Here is a 19,002-nt window from a genome sequence, read left to right as displayed (position 1 = left end):
AACCATAACAACAAAAACGTTATCTAAAGATCAAACACTAAATAACACGTCTCCTCATACCATGTACTGATGTTCGGCTACGCCAGCAACGAAACCGACGTGCTGATGCCAGCACCGATCACCTTCTCGCACCAGCTGGTGCAGCGTCAGGCCGAAGCCCGTAAATCCGGCCTGCTGCCTTGGCTGCGTCCAGACGCCAAGTCCCAGGTGACTTGCCGTTACGAAAACGGCAAGGTTGTCGGTATCGACGCCGTGGTTCTGTCGACCCAGCACAACCCGGAAGTGTCGTACAACGACCTGCGCGAAGGCGTGATGGAGCTGATCGTCAAGCACGTGCTGCCTGCCGAACTGCTGACCAAAGACACCCAGTTCCACATCAACCCGACCGGCCAGTTCATCATTGGCGGCCCGGTAGGTGACTGCGGTCTGACCGGTCGCAAAATCATCGTCGACAGCTACGGCGGCATGGCCCGTCACGGCGGCGGCGCGTTCTCCGGTAAAGATCCATCGAAGGTTGACCGTTCGGCTGCCTACGCTGGCCGTTATGTTGCAAAGAACATCGTTGCCGCCGGCCTGGCCGAACGCTGCGAGATTCAGGTTTCCTACGCGATCGGTGTGGCCCAGCCTACTTCGATCTCGCTGAACACCTTCGGCACCGGCAAGATCAGCGACGACAAAATCGTCAAACTGGTACGTGAAGTGTTCGACCTGCGTCCATACGCAATCACCACCATGCTTGATCTGCTGCACCCGATGTACAAAGAAACTGCAGCTTACGGCCACTTCGGTCGTACTCCGCAGACCAAGACTGTGGGCGACGATACTTTCACCACGTTCACCTGGGAAAAAACCGACCGCGCCGACGCTTTGCGTACTGCTGCTGGCCTGTAAGACTCCCCGGCGACACAAAAAGCCCCGCACGGTTAACGCCGTGCGGGGCTTTTTCATGTCAGGGAAACACCCCGCAAAACACCTTCCAGCCCACCCCGAAATTCTGACCTAGCCTGCAAGCATCACCCCTGAGCAAGGACGCTCACGATGCTGCGTTTGTTGTCAGTTCTACTATTAAGCCTCACCAGCCTGATCAGCCATGCCAACTGTCCGCAATGGTCTTCTGATCAGGCACAGCGTGAAATCACCACCCTGCAAAACCAGATCAACCAATGGGACGACGCCTATCACCGCGAGGGTCGCTCCCTGATCGCCGATGAACTCTACGATCAATCCCGAACCCGACTGAGCGAATGGCGTCAGTGTTTCAATCTGCCATCGGCATCCGAACCGTTGCGCACGGCAGCAGGCCCCATCGCACATCCGATAGCCCATACCGGCCTGGATAAAATCCGTGACGCAGCAGCCGTCGAGGCGTGGCTTCGAACCCGCCAGGATATCTGGGCACAACCCAAAGTGGACGGAGTTGCAGTGACGCTGATTTATCGCGGCGGCCTGTTGCAGCAGGCGATCAGTCGCGGTGACGGAATCAAGGGACAGGACTGGAGCGCATCGGCAAAAAAGATCGGCGCCATCCCTCAACGACTGACGCAACCGCTGGACTTGCTGGTGCAGGGCGAACTCTATTGGCGCTTGAACGAACATGTTCAGGCCCGCTCCGGCAGCGTCAACGCTCGCGCCACCATTGCCGGGCTGATGGGGCGCAAAGACTTGAGCACGGAACAAGCGGCAGGCATCGGGTTATTCGTCTGGGACTGGCCGGAAGGCCCGGACAATCTGCCTGAACGGATTTCCACGCTAACGACGCTGGGCTTCGCTTCAACTGAAGCCTACAGCCACCCCGTCAGCAATCTTGCAGACGCGCAGCAGTGGCGCGATCACTGGTATCGCTCGCCACTGCCCTTCGCCAGCGATGGCATCGTTCTGCGCCAGAACCAAAGACCTGTTGCCGAGCGCTGGCAGGCACGCCCACCTTACTGGGCCGTGGCCTGGAAATATCCGTTCGCCCAGGTTTTGGCCGATGTGCGCGGCATCAATTTCAAGATCGGTCGTACGGGGCGCATCACCCCGGTGCTGGAACTGACGCCGATCACGCTTGATGACCGGCAGATCAAGCGCGTCAGCGTCAGTTCGATGAAGCGCTGGCAGGAAATGGACATCCGTCCGGGTGATCAAGTCGCGATCAGCCTCGCGGGCCTGACCATCCCGCGTCTCGATAGCGTCGTACTGCGCACAACTGAACGTGCAGAGATGAACATCCCGAATGCCGGTGACTTCCATGCCTTGAGTTGCTGGCAACCAACGCCAGACTGCAAAAGCCAGTTTCTCGCCCGCCTGACCTGGCTTGGCGGCAAACAAGGGCTGGCGATGCCACATGTCGGTCGCGGCACCTGGGAGAAACTTCTGGAAACAGGCCGTCTGAACAACCTGCTGGATTGGTTGACCCTCGATGAGCCAGAGCTTGCTAACATTGCTGGCTTCGGCGAGCGCAGCAGCGCCCGCCTGATTCACAGTTTTCACAGCGCCCGCCAACGACCATTTGTTCAATGGTTGAAAGCGCTGGGCTTGCCGCCCACAGGTCAGGCAATACTCAGCGATTCGTGGCAGACGCTGGCACAACGCGACATCGAACAATGGCAGGCAGAAGCCGGTATCGGCCCGGGCCGCGCGGCGCAATTGAGCGCATTCTTCCGCGACCCGCAGGTGCTGGCCCTGAGTGAAACCTTACGTGCCGCCGGAATCGACGGTTTCTGAATACGCAATCCCCGGCAGCGGGAACCCAAGGGCCGCCAAGCGCTCCAACAGCGCAGTGCCCCACCGACCCGATTGCTTTTGCACATGGAGCTTTTATGAAATTTCTCGCACCACTTGCCCTGCTGACTCTTTGTGGCGTCCTGGCCGCTCCGGTGATGGCCGACGAAGACGCCCCGGGACTGACCGGCTGCGCAGCCAAGAAGCAGGGCATCATCAACCAGATCGAACAAGCCAAGTCGCGCGGCAACGCCGATCAGCAGGCAGGTCTGGAAGCAGCGCTGGACGCAGTGAAAAAGAACTGCACCGACGCCGGCCTGAAAAAGGAACGCGAGAACAAGGTTCTCGATGCCAAGCACGAAGTGAGCAAGCGTCAGGCTGATCTCGACAAAGCCATGAAGAAAGGCGATGCCGACAAGATCAACAAGCGTAAGGACAAGCTCGCCGAGTCGCGCAAGGAACTGCAAGACGCGCTGGATGAAATCGACAAGTAAGCATCGGGTATCGCGCTGAAGGTCAAACCGCCTTCGCGACCAGGCTCGCTCCCACAGGATATACATTTCAACTGTGGGAGCGAGCTTGCTCGCGAAGGCGTCAGATCAAACTACACAGATCAGTGGTCGCGAAACTCTTTATGGCAGGCACTGCAGGCATCTTCGACTTTCTGCACCGCAGGCCCCAGGTTGCTGGCCTTGTAGGGCTGGACCTTGCTGGCGATCACCAATTCACCGGTGGCCGCTTCAAGATTGCGGGCCATTTCCTGAAAACGTGCCTGTCGCGACCAGACAGCGTCCTTGGCGCTGGTGTGATCTTCTTCGCGCACCTGCGGGAAATGCTTCCACGGCTCATGCGACAGAGCATCGAGTTTCACCGCACCTTCGGCGAATTTCGGCCCGTCGAACGGAATGCGTCCGCGCAACATGCCGCCCAGGTCTTCACCGGTCTTGAGCATTTGCTTGAAGATCGCCTTGCGTTGACCCAAAGGGGAATTCGGATCGACACCGCCGCAGGCGGACAAGGTCAGACAGGCCAGCAATACAACAGAAATTCTTTTAAGAGTCATGGTGGCTTCAGGTCACGGAATTCGGCGGCCAGTATCCTCGCGTCACCGGCAAACACCAATAGCCCTATTAAAAATACGGGTTGCTTGAGCGCATGGAGCACTTCGGCAACCGACACAGGAATTACTCCATGAACAGCCGCTTCAAGGCCTGGCGCCATCCACTGCTCGCAACCCTGCCGTTGCTGGCGATTCTTGCCGGCTGCACCGGTGGCGACAGCGCCAAGCCGAAAACCCACGCATTGGCGACTTATTCCAGCGCAACGTGGGAAGCTCTGCCGGCAGTGTCCGACAGCGATCTGGTGGCCGGTTTCGGCTCATGGCGCAGCGCCTGCACCCGACTCAAGGCTGATCCGGTCTGGGGCGGCACCTGCGCGGCAGCGGCCAATGTGCCGCAGAGCGCCAGCGAGATCCGCGCCTTTCTCAAGCAGAACCTCGATGTCTTCGGCCTGCGCGCTGAAAACGACAATTCCAATGGCCTGATCACCGGCTACTACGAACCGGTCTACCCCGGCAGCCTGACGCCAACCGAAACCGCGAACGTACCGGTTTACGGCGTTCCGGAAGACATGATCATTGTCTCGCTCGACAGCATTTATCCCGAGCTGAAAGGCAAACGCCTGCGCGGACGCCTTGAAGGTCGGGTGCTCAAACCTTATGACGATGCAGCGACCATTGAGTCCAAAGGGGTAAAAGCGCCGGTGGTTGCCTACCTCACCGACCCGATGAACCTGCAATTTCTGCAAATCCAGGGTTCCGGGCGAATCCAGACCCAGGACGGAAAACAGCTGCGGATCGCCTATGCCGACCAGAACGGCCATCCGTACCGGCCAATCGGTCGCTGGCTGGTGGAACAGGGCGAGCTGAAAAAAGAAGACGTGACCATGGGCGCGATCAGCAACTGGGCCAAGGCCAATCCAGCGCGCATCCCGGAACTGCTGGGCAGCAATCCGAGCTACGTGTTCTTCACCCGTAACCCGGACAGCAACGAAGGCCCGCGCGGCTCACTGAATGTACCGCTGACCGCCGGTTACAGCGCAGCGGTGGATCGCAAGGTGATTCCATTGGGTAGCCTGTTGTGGCTGTCGACCACTCGCCCGGATGGCACCGCACTGGTTCGCCCGGTAGCGGCGCAGGACACTGGCGGCGCGATTGCTGGTGAAGTTCGCGCGGATCTGTTCTGGGGCACTGGCGATGCAGCCGGGCAACTGGCCGGGGACATGAAGCAGCAAGGGCAAATCTGGATGCTCTGGCCTAAAGGCGCAGCGTTGCCGCAAGTGCCGCAGGTGGCGGATGCAGTAAAAAATTAATCGTTGAAATCAGCGCTGCCTGTTAGATAGCTATCGCGAGCAGGCTCACTCCCACATGGACACGTATTCCAATGTAGGAGTGAGCCTGCTCGCGATGAGGCCAGTCATTACACTCTGAAATCAGGCTGACACCACAAAGAAACTGATGATCAACCCCATCCCGACAAACCACACCAGCGAACGCGCAACCGCCCAGTCCGCCAGATAGCAAATGATGTACAGCAGGCGGCTGGTGATAAACAGCACCGCCAGCACATTGACCGTGACCAACTGCGCGGTCCCCACCAGGTGCGCAACGAGCACCGCCGCCGTAAATGCCGGCATCACTTCAAAACTGTTCAGTTGCGCCGCATGCGCCCGTCGAGCCAGCCCGTTGAGGCTTTCCATGAAATCCCGTGGATCATGGTTGTCACTCAGCCGGTAACCACCCACAGCCTTGGCCACGCCCGTACACACATACGGTAAAAAGATCGCGATCAACACACACCATAGAGCCACCGTCATAACGCCATCCTTTTTTCGAGTTATAGAATTCGCGGGCCATCAGAACTTCATTATCAGTATGCCGATCAGCACCAGCCCACAGGCTAAGAGCCGCGGCCTGCCAAAAGGTTCTTTCAGGTAACGCATACCGAACAGCACCACCAGAATCACGCTGATCTCGCGCAATGCCGCCGCTTCGGCAATCGAGCCCAGCTGCATCGCCCACAGCACCAGAGCGTAGCTGAACAACACGCAGAACCCGACCGCCAGCCCCAGACGCCATTGCTCACGCCAGAACTGCAAGAACGCCGGACGTTTTGCGACCCACGCCAGCAACGGAAACGGCCAGGCGCTGAGCAGCGTGACCCAGACCAGGTAATCCAGCGGATGCGACCAGCGCCGCAAGGCCTGACCATCGATGTAGGTGTAACAGCCGATGCACAGCCCGATCAGCGCCACCACCGGCAGCATCGTCCATGGCAAATGCTTTCCGCCGCCGCCCTGCCAAAGCAGGCAAGCCATGCCGAACGGGATCAGCATGATGCCGAAGATCTGCTGCGTGGTGAGCACTTCACCGGCGAAGATCAAGGTCAGCGCCAGCACCACCAGCGGCGACAGTCCACGCATCAGCGGATAGACCAGCCCCAGATCACCAACCCGATAAGCCTGAATCAGCAAATAGCGATACAGCAGCTCGAACGCCGCTGAAGCCAGAATCCACGGCCAGATTTCCACGGGTGGCAAGTTCACGAACGGCAGTGCGACGGCGACAAACAGCAGCGCCACAGTGTCCATGCACGCCACCACCAGCAGCCGCTCAGCGCTGAATTTGATCAAGGTATTCCACGCCGCATGCAACAGCGCCGCCACCAGTACCAACCCCGTTGCAAGCACGACCCACTCCTTATTATTTTTCACACGTCTGATGTTGACGGTGCCGCAGACTGAAACTCTTTGATGTTCAAAAAACAAAGAGTACCGCCAAGACTACCTACCGAGATCCAGAACATTCAATCTCTGCAACGCCGAGGCATGGTTGTGGTCAATGTGTCCGGCTGAACCACACATTTTCGCCAGGCAACCACTTACTCCGTGGTGAGGGGATTTATCCCCGACCGGCGGCGGAGCCGCCGTAAACCGGACAAACCGATTGCTCCTGACTCAATGCGATTGAATGGTTTGGGGCTGCTTCGCAACCCATCGGGGATAAATCCCCTCACCACAATTGAATCTTCGCTGTGTCGTCTATCGGTGTCAGCCCATCAAACCCTTGCGCCCAAACATCGGTGCACTCTTCTCACCCTCCATCCAAAGGACCCCGGATGCTTGAACTCGTCGCCGCTTTTATCTGCCTCACCACCCTCCTCACGTTCGTGAACTTCCGCTTCATCGGCCTGCCGCCGACCATCGGTGTGATGGTCACTGCACTGATGTTTTCCCTGTTGCTGCAAGGCCTGAGCTTCATCGGCTACCCCGGCCTCGAAGAGCGCGTGCAGCAACTGATCGGCCAGATCGACTTTGGCGATCTGCTGATGAACTGGATGCTCTCGTTCCTGCTGTTCGCCGGCGCGCTGCACGTCAACCTGAATGACCTGCGCAGCTATCGCTGGCCCATCGGCCTGCTCGCGACTTTCGGTGTATTAATCGCCACAGCAGTGATCGGCAGCCTCGCCTATTACATCTTCGCCCTGTTCGGCTGGCACGTGAGCTTCCTCTACTGCCTGTTGTTCGGCGCGCTGATTTCCCCGACCGACCCGATTGCGGTGCTCGGCGTGTTGCGTACCGCCAATGCTTCGAAACCGCTGAAAACCACCATCGTCGGCGAATCACTGTTCAATGACGGCACCGCCGTGGTGGTGTTCACCGTGCTGCTGGGCATCGCCCAACTCGGCGAAACCCCGACCGTCAGCGCTACGGCCATGCTGTTCGCTCACGAAGCGATTGGCGGCGTGTTGTTCGGCGGGCTGATCGGTTATCTGGTGTACCTGATGATCAAGAGCATCGAGCAGCACCAGATCGAAGTGATGCTGACCCTGGCGCTGGTGATCGGCGGCTCGGCGATGGCCAGCGAACTGCACGTCTCGGCACCGATTGCGATGGTGGTCGCCGGTCTGATCATCGGCAACCTGGGGCGCAACCTGGCGATGAACGACATGACCCGCAAATACCTCGACGGTTTTTGGGAGTTGCTCGATGACATGCTCAACGCGCTGCTGTTTGCGCTGATCGGCATGGAGCTGTTGCTGCTGCCGTTCAACTGGCTGCATGTGGCGGCGGCAAGTCTGCTGGCGTTGGCGATTCTGCTCTCGCGCCTGCTCACCGTGGCCCCGGCGATTGTGCTGCTGCGACGCTGGCGCACGGTGCCGCGCGGCACCATCCGGATTCTCACCTGGGGCGGTTTGCGTGGCGGTGTCTCGGTGGCACTGGCGCTGGCCCTGCCGCTGGGCCCGGAGCGTGATCTGATCCTGAGCATCACTTACATCGTGGTGCTGTCGTCGATCCTGTTGCAGGGTTTGAGCATCGGCAAACTGGTGAAACACGTCACCCGCGACGAACCGGCGAGCGTCGCCGAACCGGTTCGCCACTGATCATTTCTTGAGTTTCTGCGGATCAGGTTGCCCGGCCTGATCCGTAGCTTCCTTGGGCGGGCCGCCCTCGCTGCGGATCTGCGCATGGCTGATCAGAGCAAAAATGAAGCTGCCGCCAATGATGTTCCCGGCCAATGTCGGCCCGGCGAACACCAGCCAGAAATCACTCCACGGCAACTCGCCGGCAAACACCAGATATGACACCTCTGCCGAGCCAACGACGATGTGGGTGAAGTCGCCCAGCGCCATCAGGTAAGTGATGAGGATGATGATCCACATCTTTGCGCTTTCCATGGACGGGATCATCCATACCATTGTGGCGATCATCCACCCGGAAATAATGCCTTTGGCGAACATCTGGCTGGCGTGGTTTTCCATGACCTTGCGACCGATTTCAAGAAAGGCCAGATCGGTCTTGCTGTCGAAGATCGGCAACTCCAGCATCACGTAAGCCACGAGGATCGTGCCGCACAGGTTGCCGAACAGCACGACCGTCCACAGGCGGATCAGCCGGCCGAAATTGCCTAACGTCGGTTTGGTCATGACCGGCAGAACCGCGGTCAGGGTGTTTTCGGTGAACAATTGCTGACGGGCAAGAATCACCGCGAGAAAGCCTGCGCAGTAGCCGAAACTGGCGATCACCTTGAACTCGTCGCCCTCTGGCAACCGTGAGTTGAGCAGACCCATGCCCATCAGCGACAAGCCCATGGTCAGCCCTGCCGCGAGCGCCGACCACCACAACGCAGCGATGCTGCGCTCCAGTTCCTGATCGCCCTGAGTGCGGATGATTTCGTGCAACACCGCCGCACGGGGCGGCTGGCTTTTCTCGACTTCGTGTTTTTCTTCGGCCGAGAGGTCGGGGGTCTTGCCGTCGGTGGGCGTGGTCATGGCGTGGGAACCGGTGGGGGGCTTTTAGCTACGACCCCCACGGTTCACGGCTGTTCAGTGGCCAGATGAATCTTCGGTGACAGAACAATCGCCATCGCTAGCAAGGCTAGCTCCCACAGTTGACCGTGTTGCCAGGTAGGCCTCAGCCTAGTGTGGGAGCTAGCCTGCTAGCGATGGCCACGCCGCCGATGTCACTTGGTGACTAATTCATCTTCCTGGAACTGGTCTTTGACGTACTTGATCTCGGTCCGCCCATGCGGGGCCGGCAGGCCGTCTTCGCCGAGATTGACGAAGACCATTTTCTCGACCGTCAGAATGCTCTTGCGGGTGATTTTGTTGCGCACTTCGCAGGTCAGGGTGATCGAGGTGCGGCCGAACTCGGTGGCGGTGATGCCCAGTTCGATGATGTCGCCCTGGCGCGAGGCGCTGACGAAGTTGATTTCGGAAATGTACTTGGTCACCACGCGCTGATTGCCCAACTGGACGATGGCATAGATCGCCGCTTCTTCGTCGATCCAGCGCAACAGGCTACCGCCGAACAGCGTGCCGTTGGGGTTGAGGTCTTCGGGTTTTACCCATTTGCGGGTGTGGAAATTCATCTTCACTCCTGAGTGTCTTGCCGAACGATGGACGGTATCTTGGCAGACTGAGCGGTCATGCTCCATGCGGCTTCGACTATGGTCGCGATTAACGATCTTCATCTGGCCGACAGAAACCCTTTGGAAGATCAGTCTAGACGGCTATAATCGCCACCGTTTCAAAACGGTCATCTTCAATTGATACCGTTTTCCCGCCACCTGTCCGAGGGGCGCTGCAGCAGGTTCAACCTGTCAGGCTCGGATGGGGCGTTGACTGGCACTAAGCCGGACACTAAACGCACAACGGCGCCCATTCGCATACATTACGAATGGAGGCTCTTCATGAGCGCTGTTATCACGCCTGCAGATTTTACCGATTACAAAGTTGCCGACATGTCCCTGGCTGCCTGGGGCCGTCGCGAAACCATCATCGCCGAGTCGGAAATGCCAGCTCTGATGGGTCTGCGTCGCAAGTACTCCGGCGAACAGCCGTTGAAAGGCGCGAAGATCCTCGGCTGCATCCACATGACCATTCAGACTGCCGTACTGATCGAAACCCTGGTTGCCCTGGGTGCCGAAGTTCGCTGGTCGTCGTGCAACATCTTCTCGACTCAGGATCAGGCCGCTGCCGCTATCGCTGCTGCCGGCATCCCGGTTTTTGCCTGGAAAGGCGAAACTGAAGAAGAGTACGAGTGGTGCCTGGAACAGACCATTCTGAAAGACGGCCAGCCATGGGCTGCCAACATGATCCTCGACGACGGCGGCGACCTGACCCAGCTGCTGCACGACAAGTACCCACAGGTTCTGGATCGCGTTCACGGCGTGACCGAAGAAACCACCACTGGCGTACACCGTCTGCTGGACATGCTGGCCAAGGGCGAGCTGAAAATCCCGGCCATCAACGTCAACGACTCGGTTACCAAGTCGAAGAACGACAACAAGTACGGCTGCCGTCACAGCCTGAACGACGCGATCAAGCGCGGCACCGACCACCTGCTGTCCGGCAAGCAAGCGCTGGTCATCGGTTACGGTGACGTGGGCAAGGGTTCGGCCCAGTCCCTGCGTCAGGAAGGCATGATCGTCAAAGTTTCCGAAGTTGACCCGATCTGCGCCATGCAAGCCTGCATGGACGGCTTTGAACTGGTTTCGCCATTCATCGACGGCATCAACAACGGCACCGAAGCAAGCATCGACAAAGCACTGCTGGGCAAGATCGACCTGATCGTGACCACCACTGGTAACGTCAATGTTTGCGACTCGAACATGCTCAAAGCCCTGAAGAAGCGCGCTGTTGTCTGCAACATCGGTCACTTCGACAACGAAATCGACACCGCTTTCATGCGCAAGAACTGGGCATGGGAAGAAGTTAAGCCACAGGTACACAAGATTCACCGTACCGGCCCGGGCGCTTTCGACGCTCAGAACGACGACTACCTGATCCTGCTGGCCGAAGGCCGTCTGGTAAACCTGGGCAACGCTACAGGTCACCCGAGCCGCATCATGGACGGTTCGTTCGCCAACCAGGTTCTGGCGCAGATCTTCCTGTTCGGCCAGAAGTACGCCGACCTGTCGCCAGCCCAGAAAGCCGAGCGTCTGACCGTTGAAGTTCTACCGAAGAAACTCGACGAAGAAGTGGCCCTGGAAATGGTTCGCGGCTTCGGCGGCGTGGTCACTCAACTGACCAAGCAACAGGCTGACTACATCGGCGTAACCGTCGAAGGCCCGTTCAAGCCGCACGCTTACCGCTACTAACAGGCGCTGATTGCTCGCTCTCCCTGTGAGAGCGAGCTTGCTCGCGAAGGCGGTCTATCATTCAGCACCCATGTTGTCTGACTCACCGCCTTCGCGAGCAGGCTCGCTCCCACACGGGACTGCAGCGCCTCGAAGGTTCTTGTTTCCAAGGGTATGACCATGTCCCAAGACCGTCGCTACAGCTTCGAGTTCTTCCCGACCAAGACCGATGCTGGGCATGAAAAGCTGCTCAACGTTGCCCGTCAGCTGGCAACGTACAATCCTGATTTCTTCTCCTGCACCTATGGCGCTGGTGGTTCGACCCGTGATCGCACCCTCAACACCGTTTTGCAGCTGGAAAGCGAAGTCAAAATTCCCGCCGCACCGCACCTGTCGTGCGTCGGCGACAGCAAGGACGACCTGCGCGGCCTGCTGAACGAGTACAAGGCTGCCGGCATCAAGCGCATCGTTGCCCTGCGCGGCGACCTGCCGTCCGGCATGGGCATGACCAGCGGTGAGCTGCGTCACGCCAATGAACTGGTTGAATTCATTCGTGAAGAAACCGGTGATCATTTCCACATCGAAGTTGCCGCTTATCCGGAGATGCATCCGCAAGCGCGTAACTACGAAGATGATCTCGCCAACTTCGTGCGCAAGGCCAAGGCCGGCGCCGACAGCGCGATCACCCAGTATTTCTTCAACGCCGACAGCTACTTCTACTTTGTCGACCGTTTGCAGGCGCTGGGCATCGATACGCCAATCGTGCCGGGGATCATGCCGATCACCAACTACAGCAAGCTTGCGCGCTTCTCCGATGCCTGCGGTGCGGAAATTCCGCGCTGGATTCGCAAGCAACTGGAAGCCTACGGCGATGACACGCAAAGCATTCAGCGTTTCGGTGAGCAAGTGGTCAGCGAAATGTGCGAACGCTTGTTGCAGGGCGGCGCACCAGGGCTGCATTTCTATTCCATGAACCAGGCCGAACCTAGCCTGGCGATCTGGAATAACCTGAAGCTGCCGCGCTAAAAGTCGCAAAGAAAGATCAAAAGATCGCAGCCTTCGACAGCTCCTACAGGGGTTTCGTAGCTGCGATCTTTTGCTTTTAACGCCCGAAACAGAGCTTCTGCAGGCACTTTCTGGCTCTTTCGCATTTCTCGTCGTAATCTCAAGCCATGCCTTTGATCACGCAGTTATTCGCCGTGCTGGTTTTTGCTTGCCTGAGCTTCGCCGCTCGGGGCGAGAAGTTGCGTATTGTCACCGAGCCATGGGCCCCTTACGTGTACGAAGAAGGCGGCAAAAACCTCGGACTCGACTACGAAACCACCGCTGTCGTGTTCAAGCGCCTCGGGATCGAAGTCGAATGGCAATTCCTGCCGTGGAAGCGCTGCCTGTCGATGCTCGAAACCGGTCAGGCCGACGGCGCGCTGGATATTTTTCACAGCGATGAACGCGACGCCACCCTGCTCTACCCTGTCGAACCGCTGTCGGACGTCGAATTCGTGATGTTCTACGCCAACGACCGACCACACCCCTTCAGCAAGCTCGAAGATTTAAAGGGCCTGACTATCGGCACTTCACCGGGTTATCTGTACAGCCCCGACTTCAGTCAATCGACCTTGTTCACCCGCGAGCCCGCGCCGACCCACGAAGCCAACTTCGGAAAACTGGTGCGTGGACGTATCGACCTGTTGATCACTGATCGCCGTGTCGGTCAGCATTTGCTTGATCAGCTGGATATCCGCGATCAAATCACCGAAAACCCCATGGTCATTAGCCGTCAAAGCCAGTATCTGGCAGTTCGACGCAATGCCGGGATGGATTTGCTGGTGCAGCGTTTCGGCGCAGAACTAAAACGTTTCAAGCGCGAACCGGCGTATGCCGAGCTCAGCGCACGCTATGGCGCGGCTCCCGCAGGCGTCGCGCCGCTGGGCAATGCATCGGCCAACAGTAAAACCGTTGAGCAGCAGGAAAGCAGCGCGCAGTGATTGCTCTGTTATACTCCGGCGTTCCCGCCAGGCTCACGCCCGGACGCCCGGAACCGTAACAGGCCTCTCGACCGCTACAGCGCAGCTTTTCAGCCCGCGCGAGCGCTCCGGACGTGCCTTCGGAACCGCAGCAGGACCGGACGGGATTGCGTCCTCTTAAACGTGATTCGCGCCAGGCAAGACTCCCATTGGGCCAAGCCCTAACTAGAACAGGATTACTCATGTCCTTTGCTTCCCTCGGTCTCTCCGAGGCTTTAGTCCGTGCCATCGAAGATGCGGGCTATACCGAGCCTACTCCGGTGCAACAGCGGGCTATTCCCGCCGTGTTGCAAGGTCGCGACCTGATGGTTGCGGCACAGACAGGTACTGGTAAAACCGGTGGCTTCGCCCTTCCGATTCTGGAGCGGTTGTTCCCTAACGGTCACCCGGACAAATCCCAGCGTCATGGCCCGCGTCAACCGCGCGTACTGGTCCTGACCCCGACCCGCGAACTCGCGGCCCAGGTTCACGAGAGCTTCAAGATCTACGCCCGTGACCTGAAATTCGTCAGCGCCTGCATCTTCGGCGGTGTCGGCATGAACCCGCAGGTTCAGGCCATGTCCCGTGGCGTTGACGTTCTCGTCGCCTGCCCGGGTCGTTTGCTCGACCTGTGCGGCCAGGGCAGCGTTGATCTGTCCCACGTCGAAATCCTCGTGCTCGACGAAGCCGACCGCATGCTCGACATGGGTTTTGTGCATGACGTGAAGAAAGTCCTCGCGCGTCTGCCGGCCAAGCGTCAGAACCTGCTGTTCTCGGCGACGTTCTCCAAGGACATCACCGACCTCGCCGGCAAGCTGCTGCACAACCCGGAACGCATCGAAGTGACGCCGCCGAACACCACGGTCGAGCGTATCGAACAGCGCGTATTCCGTCTGCCGGCCAGCCACAAACGTGCGCTGCTGGCTCACCTGATCACCGCTGGCGCCTGGGAACAGGTGCTGGTGTTCACTCGCACCAAGCACGGCGCCAACCGTCTGGCCGAGTACCTGGACAAACACGGCCTGCCGGCTGTGGCGATCCACGGTAACAAGAGCCAGAACGCTCGCACCAAAGCCCTGGCCGACTTCAAGGCCGGCGAAGTGCGCATTCTGGTAGCCACCGACATCGCTGCTCGTGGTCTGGACATCGACCAGTTGCCACACGTGGTCAACTTCGAGCTGCCGAACGTCGATGAAGACTACGTACACCGTATCGGCCGTACCGGCCGTGCCGGTCGTTCGGGCGAGGCGATCTCGCTGGTCGCGCCGGACGAAGAAAAACTGCTGAAAAGCATCGAGCGCATGACCAAGCAGAAAATCGCCGATGGCGACCTGATGGGCTTCGACTCCAGCACCATTGAAGCCGAGAAGCCAGAAGTGCGTGAGCGTCCGGACGTTCGCAACCCGCGCAATTCCCGTGGCCCGCGTGGCGACGGTCCGAATGGCGGCGGCGGTGGCGGCGGTCGTAAAGACAAAGGCAAAGACAAGGGCAAGGAAAAACCGGCCGGCGAACGTGGCGAACGCGGTGAGCGTCCAGCCCGTCAGCAGAAGCCACGCGAAGGCACTCCGGCACGCGAACAGCGTCAGCCGAGCCAACCGCCACGCGCTTCCGCTGACCGTGCACCGGACGAGTTCCTTGATGACGATGTCGATAACTTCGGCAACCGCGTTGACTACGTACCGAAGCCGGCACCTAACGGCGGCCGCGGACGTCGTCCAGGCGCACCGGCTCAGGGCGCAGCTGCAGGCACCGGCGCACCGCGTGGTGGTCAGGCGCAAGGTCGTCAAAACGGCCCGCGCAACACCAACGGTTCGAGCACCGGCACGCCGCCAGCCAAACGCAGCGGCCCACGCAATGGTGCTCCGCGTGACGGTCAAGGTCGTCGTGACGAGGCGCCACGCAACCGTCGCCCGGCCCGCGAAGATCAGCCAAGCGCTGAACCAGCCGTGCAGAACCCGCGCAGCAATGGTCCGAAGATCATGCACAAAGAGTCGAAAGCCGACCGCTTCCCGACGCCTGAGCAGCTCGATCAACTGCCAAGCCGCCCGCGTGGCGAAAAACCGGCATTGCTGACCCGCAATCGCTGATTTGACGCTGCAATGAAAAATGCCCCGACTCGAAAGAGCCGGGGCATTTTTTACGCCTGCAAATACGCGCCCTGTGGGAGCTAGCCTGCTAGCGATAGCAGTGGGTCAGTCAGCACAAGTTTTGAATGTGTTGTCCTCATCGCCAGCAGGCTGGCTCCCACAGGGGTCTGCGGTGATTAGCAGAATGTGACAGACAAAAAAACGCCCCCGGCCTTATGACCGGGGGCGTTTTTGTGTGGCGGGCGAAAGTTACTTCGCTTTCACACCTTCAAACGAGATGTACAGCTCGACAGCGTCGGACTGAGGGCCCAGGTCCATCATCTTGCCGAAATCAGAACGCTTGATGCTGGTGGTGCCTTCGAAGCCGGCACGGTAGCCGCCCCATGGATCTTTGCCTTCACCCAGGAAAGTGGCCTTGACCACGATTGGCTTGGTCACGCCGTGCAGGGTCAGGTCGCCAGTCACGTCAGCAGTGTCTTTGCCAGCGGCGTTCTTGCCGGTGGATTTGACGCTGGTGGAGACGAACTTGGCGTCAGCGTATTTGCCCACGTCCAGGAAGTCTTTACTGGCGATGTGCTTGTCGCGCTCGGCGTGGTTGGTGAACACGCTGGCGGTTTTCACGTTGAATTCGATTTTGCTGTCTTCAGGCTTGGCAGCGTCAAAGCTGAACTTGCCGTCGATGTCCTTGAAAGTACCGGTGATGTAGCTGTAGCCCAAGTGGCTGATCTTGAAGTCAACGAAGGCGTGCTGGCCTTCTTTGTCGACGGTGTAATCAGCAGCCATCACGTTTGCGGACAGCACGGCAGAACCGATTGCCAGAGCGGCCAGAGTCTTTTTCAACATGCTTTCTTTTCCTTTGAGTCGAGGTTGAATTTCAGGCTTTGCGACCGAGCATTCGCGTAAGGGTCGCATCACGATCGATAAAGTGGTGCTTCAATGCTGCCAACGCATGGAGGCCGGAAAAAATTACCAGCGCCCACGCCAGCCAGAGATGAATCACCCCAGCGGTGTCTGCCTGATCCGGTAGCCCGGAAACCAGTGCAGGAACTTCAAACAGGCCAAACACCGGAATCCCGACACCGTCTGCGGTGGAAATCAGGTAACCGGCAAGCATCACAGCGAACAGCGCGAGATACAGAAACCCGTGGCCGAATTTGGCGCCGATGCGGGTCATGCGGCTGTAGCTTTGCAGCGTTGGCGGCGGCGGGCTGATAAAACGCCACAACACCCGCAACACCATCACACCCAGCAGCACCAGACCGATGCTCTTGTGCAGGTCCGGCGCGTCTTTGCGCCAGGTGCTGTAGTAATCCAGCCCAACCATCCACAGGCCGAGGGCGAACAGTCCAAAGACCACCAGCGCCACACCCCAGTGCATGAAGATGCTGACCCAACCATAGCGCGAAGAAGAATTACGTAGCTGCATTGCCCAAATCCTGTGAGAACTGCGAACCAAGACTAGCGAGTTATCTATCGAATTAAAGCGGAAAATTTCGCTTTGAAATATCGAGAAATACGATGAAGAGTGTTTAACAGGCGAGTTAAGGAAAGATTAAAAGCGAAAGTGTGACGGGATGTCTGGTATCTGACCCGAGATATGTGCAGTCAGATCCGGCCTCATCGCTGGCAAGCCAGCTCCCACAGGTTTCAGGGTTGAGCCCAAATTTTGTGAACGACTCGAATCACTGTGGGAGCTGGCTTGCCAGCGATGAGGCCCTTGCAGGCAATAAAAAAGCGCGGCATGAGCCGCGCTTTTTTTGTTCACCGCAAAGCCTTACTGCGCTTTGGCATCCGTCGCCGCTGCCGGAGCAGTCGCGGGTGCTGCCGGTTTGGCCGCTGGCTTCTTCGCCGGTTCAGCCTTTTTCGCCGCAGGCTTGGCCGGAGCTTTTTTCGCCTCGGTTTTGGCTGCTGGCTTCTTCGCTGCCGGTTTGGCCGCCGCTTTCTTGGCTGGCTCGGCTTTTACCGGAGCCGCTGGCTTCGGTGCTTCCACCGGAGCTGGCGCAGGTGCCGGAGTCGGTGCAGGCGCTGGAGCCACTGGAGCTGGAGCCGGCTCAGGTGCCTTCACCGGTTCTGGTTTCTTGTCATCATCCGAACCGCCGAACAGGTTGCTGAAGAAGTTGCCCTTCTTCGCTGCCACGGCACCCGCCGCGCCTGCCGCTGCTGCAGCCGGAACCACTTTGGCCGGTTCAAACGACTTGCCCGCCGCCAGGTCTTCCACCTGACTGGCTGCACGCTGACCAGTGCGCAATGCGCCTTCCAGAGTGCCCGGATACAAGGAGTCGGTGTGTTCGCCGGCAAACGTTACACGTTGCAGCGGACGTTCCCACAGACGCCAGAACTTGCTGATCTGCCCTGGGCCATAAGCCAGGTAAGCGCCACCCATCGACGGGTCGGTGCTGTAGCGACGGATTTCATAACCGGTGAACGAGCCACGGGCCTGTGGATAAAACGCGTGCAGACGGATCAGTACCTGATCGACCATCTGCTTGTCGCCGAACGCCTGCATCACCCGAGCGTTGTCGCCGGACAGGTTGATCACCACGTTGGCGCCGCCCTTCAAGGCTGGTTCGATCCAAAGCATGCCCAGACCGGCGTTGCTGTAGATCTCGCCGGACATCCGCGCCTTGCTTTCCCACACTGGCGTCTTGAACTTCAGCATGATCTGGTCGCGCCAGCCGTAGTTGGTGCCCTTGATCGCCGCCAGGTGCTGAGCATCCAGCGCCGGGGTCATCTGAATCTTGTTCAGGGCACGCAACGGCACCGCCAACACCACGTAATCCGCCTGATAGCCAACAGCGCCGACCTTGACGGTCACGCCGTCCTTGTCCTGGCTGATGGCCGATACCGGCGAATTGGTCTTGATGATTTTCAGTTGCTTGACGAAAGCCTGAGCCAGCACCGCGCTGCCGCCGACCAGACGCGAGGCGCGCAGGTCACGGTCGGACACGCCGCGATAAACCCGGCTCTGCTGTGCAAAGTACAGCAGCGACAGACGCGACGGTTCGTCGTAGTGGGTGCGGATATCCTGGTTGATCAACTGACGCGCAGTGGCCGGCAGATTCTGTTTGTCGAGCCAGCTCGACACGGTGATCTGGTCCAGTGCATGCAGGGTGTTGGTCGCCGTCGGGTTCTGCGGATCGTCAATCGAACGCGCCAGATCATCGAGGGTTTTCTCGTAACGCTTGATCGCTTCGGCAGTCGCGGGCTGCTTGGTCGCCAGATCAGCGGCGGAGAAATACTCGCCGTCGATCAGATAACCCGGAGTACGCACGAATTCCGGCGCAGGCGTGGTGCTCAGCTTGAACGTCGAAACGTACTTGTTCAGCACCGGCTGAGTCTTGTCGTTGCCGATCCATTCGCTGGTGGCCATGCCGGAGCGACCGCCCAGGCTCGGTTTGGCTTCCAGCAGCGTGACCTGCCAGCCTTTGTTTTGCAGCTCATAAGCAGCAGTCAGGCCCGACAGGCCGCCGCCGATCACGATCGCCGTTTTATCCTTGGCCAGCGCAGTCACGCTGAACAGCCCCAACATCACCAGCGCACAGGCGCGCAGCCAACCGACAGACATTCAGCG

The 19,002-nt window shown here is 59.1% G+C and carries 16 protein-coding genes, 1 pseudogene and 1 riboswitch; of the genes and pseudogenes, 9 read left to right on the top strand and 8 right to left on the bottom strand.

What is annotated here, in order from left to right:
- Window positions 1–66 precede the first annotated feature (66 nt).
- From metK to ACIOZM_RS12100, 3 genes and pseudogenes are all read left to right on the top strand, one after another.
- A pseudogene (gene metK, locus ACIOZM_RS12110) lies at window positions 67–891 on the top strand (methionine adenosyltransferase); the annotation flags it as partial.
- A 147-nt stretch (window positions 892–1,038) separates the two neighbouring features.
- Window positions 1,039–2,706 carry an NAD-dependent DNA ligase LigB gene (ligB, locus tag ACIOZM_RS12105; RefSeq protein WP_401213731.1) on the top strand — a complete coding sequence of 556 codons (1,668 nt, stop codon included), beginning with the start codon at window positions 1,039–1,041 and terminating at the stop codon, window positions 2,704–2,706.
- Between the two features lie 95 nt (window positions 2,707–2,801).
- Window positions 2,802–3,197 carry a DUF1090 domain-containing protein gene (locus tag ACIOZM_RS12100; RefSeq protein WP_401213728.1) on the top strand — a complete coding sequence of 132 codons (396 nt, stop codon included), beginning with the start codon at window positions 2,802–2,804 and terminating at the stop codon, window positions 3,195–3,197.
- 119 nt (window positions 3,198–3,316) lie between these two features.
- On the opposite strand, the gene ACIOZM_RS12095 is transcribed toward ACIOZM_RS12100, so the two are convergent.
- Complete coding sequence (locus tag ACIOZM_RS12095; protein WP_401213726.1) at window positions 3,317–3,766, bottom strand: c-type cytochrome; 450 nt, start codon at window positions 3,764–3,766, stop codon at window positions 3,317–3,319.
- 128 nt (window positions 3,767–3,894) lie between these two features.
- Between ACIOZM_RS12095 and ACIOZM_RS12090 the strand changes: the two genes are divergently transcribed.
- Window positions 3,895–5,073, top strand: a complete 1,179-nt coding sequence (locus ACIOZM_RS12090) for a murein transglycosylase A (protein WP_401213723.1) — start codon at window positions 3,895–3,897, stop codon at window positions 5,071–5,073.
- Window positions 5,074–5,193: 120 nt separating this feature from the next.
- Here the strand turns inward: ACIOZM_RS12090 and ACIOZM_RS12085 are convergent, their stop codons facing one another.
- Both ACIOZM_RS12085 and ACIOZM_RS12080 read right to left on the bottom strand, forming a co-directional pair.
- A complete protein-coding gene (locus ACIOZM_RS12085; RefSeq protein ID WP_401213721.1) occupies window positions 5,194–5,577 on the bottom strand; it encodes an MAPEG family protein in 384 nt (127 codons plus the stop codon).
- 39 nt (window positions 5,578–5,616) lie between these two features.
- Window positions 5,617–6,450, bottom strand: coding sequence for an EamA family transporter (locus tag ACIOZM_RS12080; RefSeq protein WP_401213719.1), 834 nt, complete (start codon window positions 6,448–6,450; stop codon window positions 5,617–5,619).
- Window positions 6,451–6,878: 428 nt separating this feature from the next.
- On the opposite strand from ACIOZM_RS12080, the gene ACIOZM_RS12075 reads away from it, so the two are divergent.
- Entirely contained in the window at window positions 6,879–8,144 is a 1,266-nt protein-coding gene (locus ACIOZM_RS12075) for a cation:proton antiporter (protein ID WP_401213717.1), read from the top strand.
- Here the strand turns inward: ACIOZM_RS12075 and ACIOZM_RS12070 are convergent, their stop codons facing one another.
- Together ACIOZM_RS12070 and ACIOZM_RS12065 are read right to left on the bottom strand one after the other, a co-directional pair.
- Entirely contained in the window at window positions 8,145–9,032 is an 888-nt protein-coding gene (locus ACIOZM_RS12070) for a formate/nitrite transporter family protein (RefSeq protein WP_401213714.1), read from the bottom strand.
- A gap of 191 nt (window positions 9,033–9,223) precedes the next feature.
- The gene (locus ACIOZM_RS12065) at window positions 9,224–9,631 is read right to left on the bottom strand and encodes an acyl-CoA thioesterase (RefSeq protein ID WP_016984776.1); all 408 of its coding nucleotides are present in this window, start codon (window positions 9,629–9,631) and stop codon (window positions 9,224–9,226) included.
- Window positions 9,632–9,829: 198 nt separating this feature from the next.
- Window positions 9,830–9,929: riboswitch (S-adenosyl-L-homocysteine riboswitch) on the top strand.
- A gap of 23 nt (window positions 9,930–9,952) precedes the next feature.
- Between ACIOZM_RS12065 and ahcY the strand changes: the two genes are divergently transcribed.
- The 4 genes from ahcY (at window position 9,953) to ACIOZM_RS12045 (ending at window position 15,431) form a co-directional block, all read left to right on the top strand.
- Window positions 9,953–11,362, top strand: a complete 1,410-nt coding sequence (gene ahcY / locus ACIOZM_RS12060) for an adenosylhomocysteinase (RefSeq protein ID WP_401213711.1) — start codon at window positions 9,953–9,955, stop codon at window positions 11,360–11,362.
- A gap of 159 nt (window positions 11,363–11,521) precedes the next feature.
- Complete coding sequence (gene metF / locus ACIOZM_RS12055; RefSeq protein WP_401213709.1) at window positions 11,522–12,367, top strand: methylenetetrahydrofolate reductase [NAD(P)H]; 846 nt, start codon at window positions 11,522–11,524, stop codon at window positions 12,365–12,367.
- Window positions 12,368–12,513: 146 nt separating this feature from the next.
- On the top strand, window positions 12,514–13,326 hold the full coding sequence (locus tag ACIOZM_RS12050) for a substrate-binding periplasmic protein (protein ID WP_401213706.1): 813 nt from the start codon (window positions 12,514–12,516) through the stop codon (window positions 13,324–13,326).
- 221 nt (window positions 13,327–13,547) lie between these two features.
- Window positions 13,548–15,431, top strand: a complete 1,884-nt coding sequence (locus tag ACIOZM_RS12045; protein ID WP_401213704.1) for a DEAD/DEAH box helicase — start codon at window positions 13,548–13,550, stop codon at window positions 15,429–15,431.
- A 249-nt stretch (window positions 15,432–15,680) separates the two neighbouring features.
- On the opposite strand, the gene ACIOZM_RS12040 is transcribed toward ACIOZM_RS12045, so the two are convergent.
- From ACIOZM_RS12040 to ACIOZM_RS12030, 3 genes are all read right to left on the bottom strand, one after another.
- On the bottom strand, window positions 15,681–16,274 hold the full coding sequence (locus tag ACIOZM_RS12040; protein ID WP_401213703.1) for a YceI family protein: 594 nt from the start codon (window positions 16,272–16,274) through the stop codon (window positions 15,681–15,683).
- A 31-nt stretch (window positions 16,275–16,305) separates the two neighbouring features.
- Entirely contained in the window at window positions 16,306–16,857 is a 552-nt protein-coding gene (locus ACIOZM_RS12035) for a cytochrome b (protein WP_150597553.1), read from the bottom strand.
- Between the two features lie 348 nt (window positions 16,858–17,205).
- Window positions 17,206–18,996: a flavin monoamine oxidase family protein gene (locus ACIOZM_RS12030; protein WP_401213700.1), complete on the bottom strand. Its 1,791-nt coding sequence runs from the start codon at window positions 18,994–18,996 to the stop codon at window positions 17,206–17,208.
- Window positions 18,997–19,002: the final 6 nt, after the last annotated feature.

The organism is Pseudomonas sp. NPDC087346 (genome assembly GCF_044744235.1).
Classification (GTDB): Bacteria; Pseudomonadota; Gammaproteobacteria; order Pseudomonadales; family Pseudomonadaceae; genus Aquipseudomonas.
This window is presented reverse-complemented; position numbering and strand designations above follow the sequence as displayed.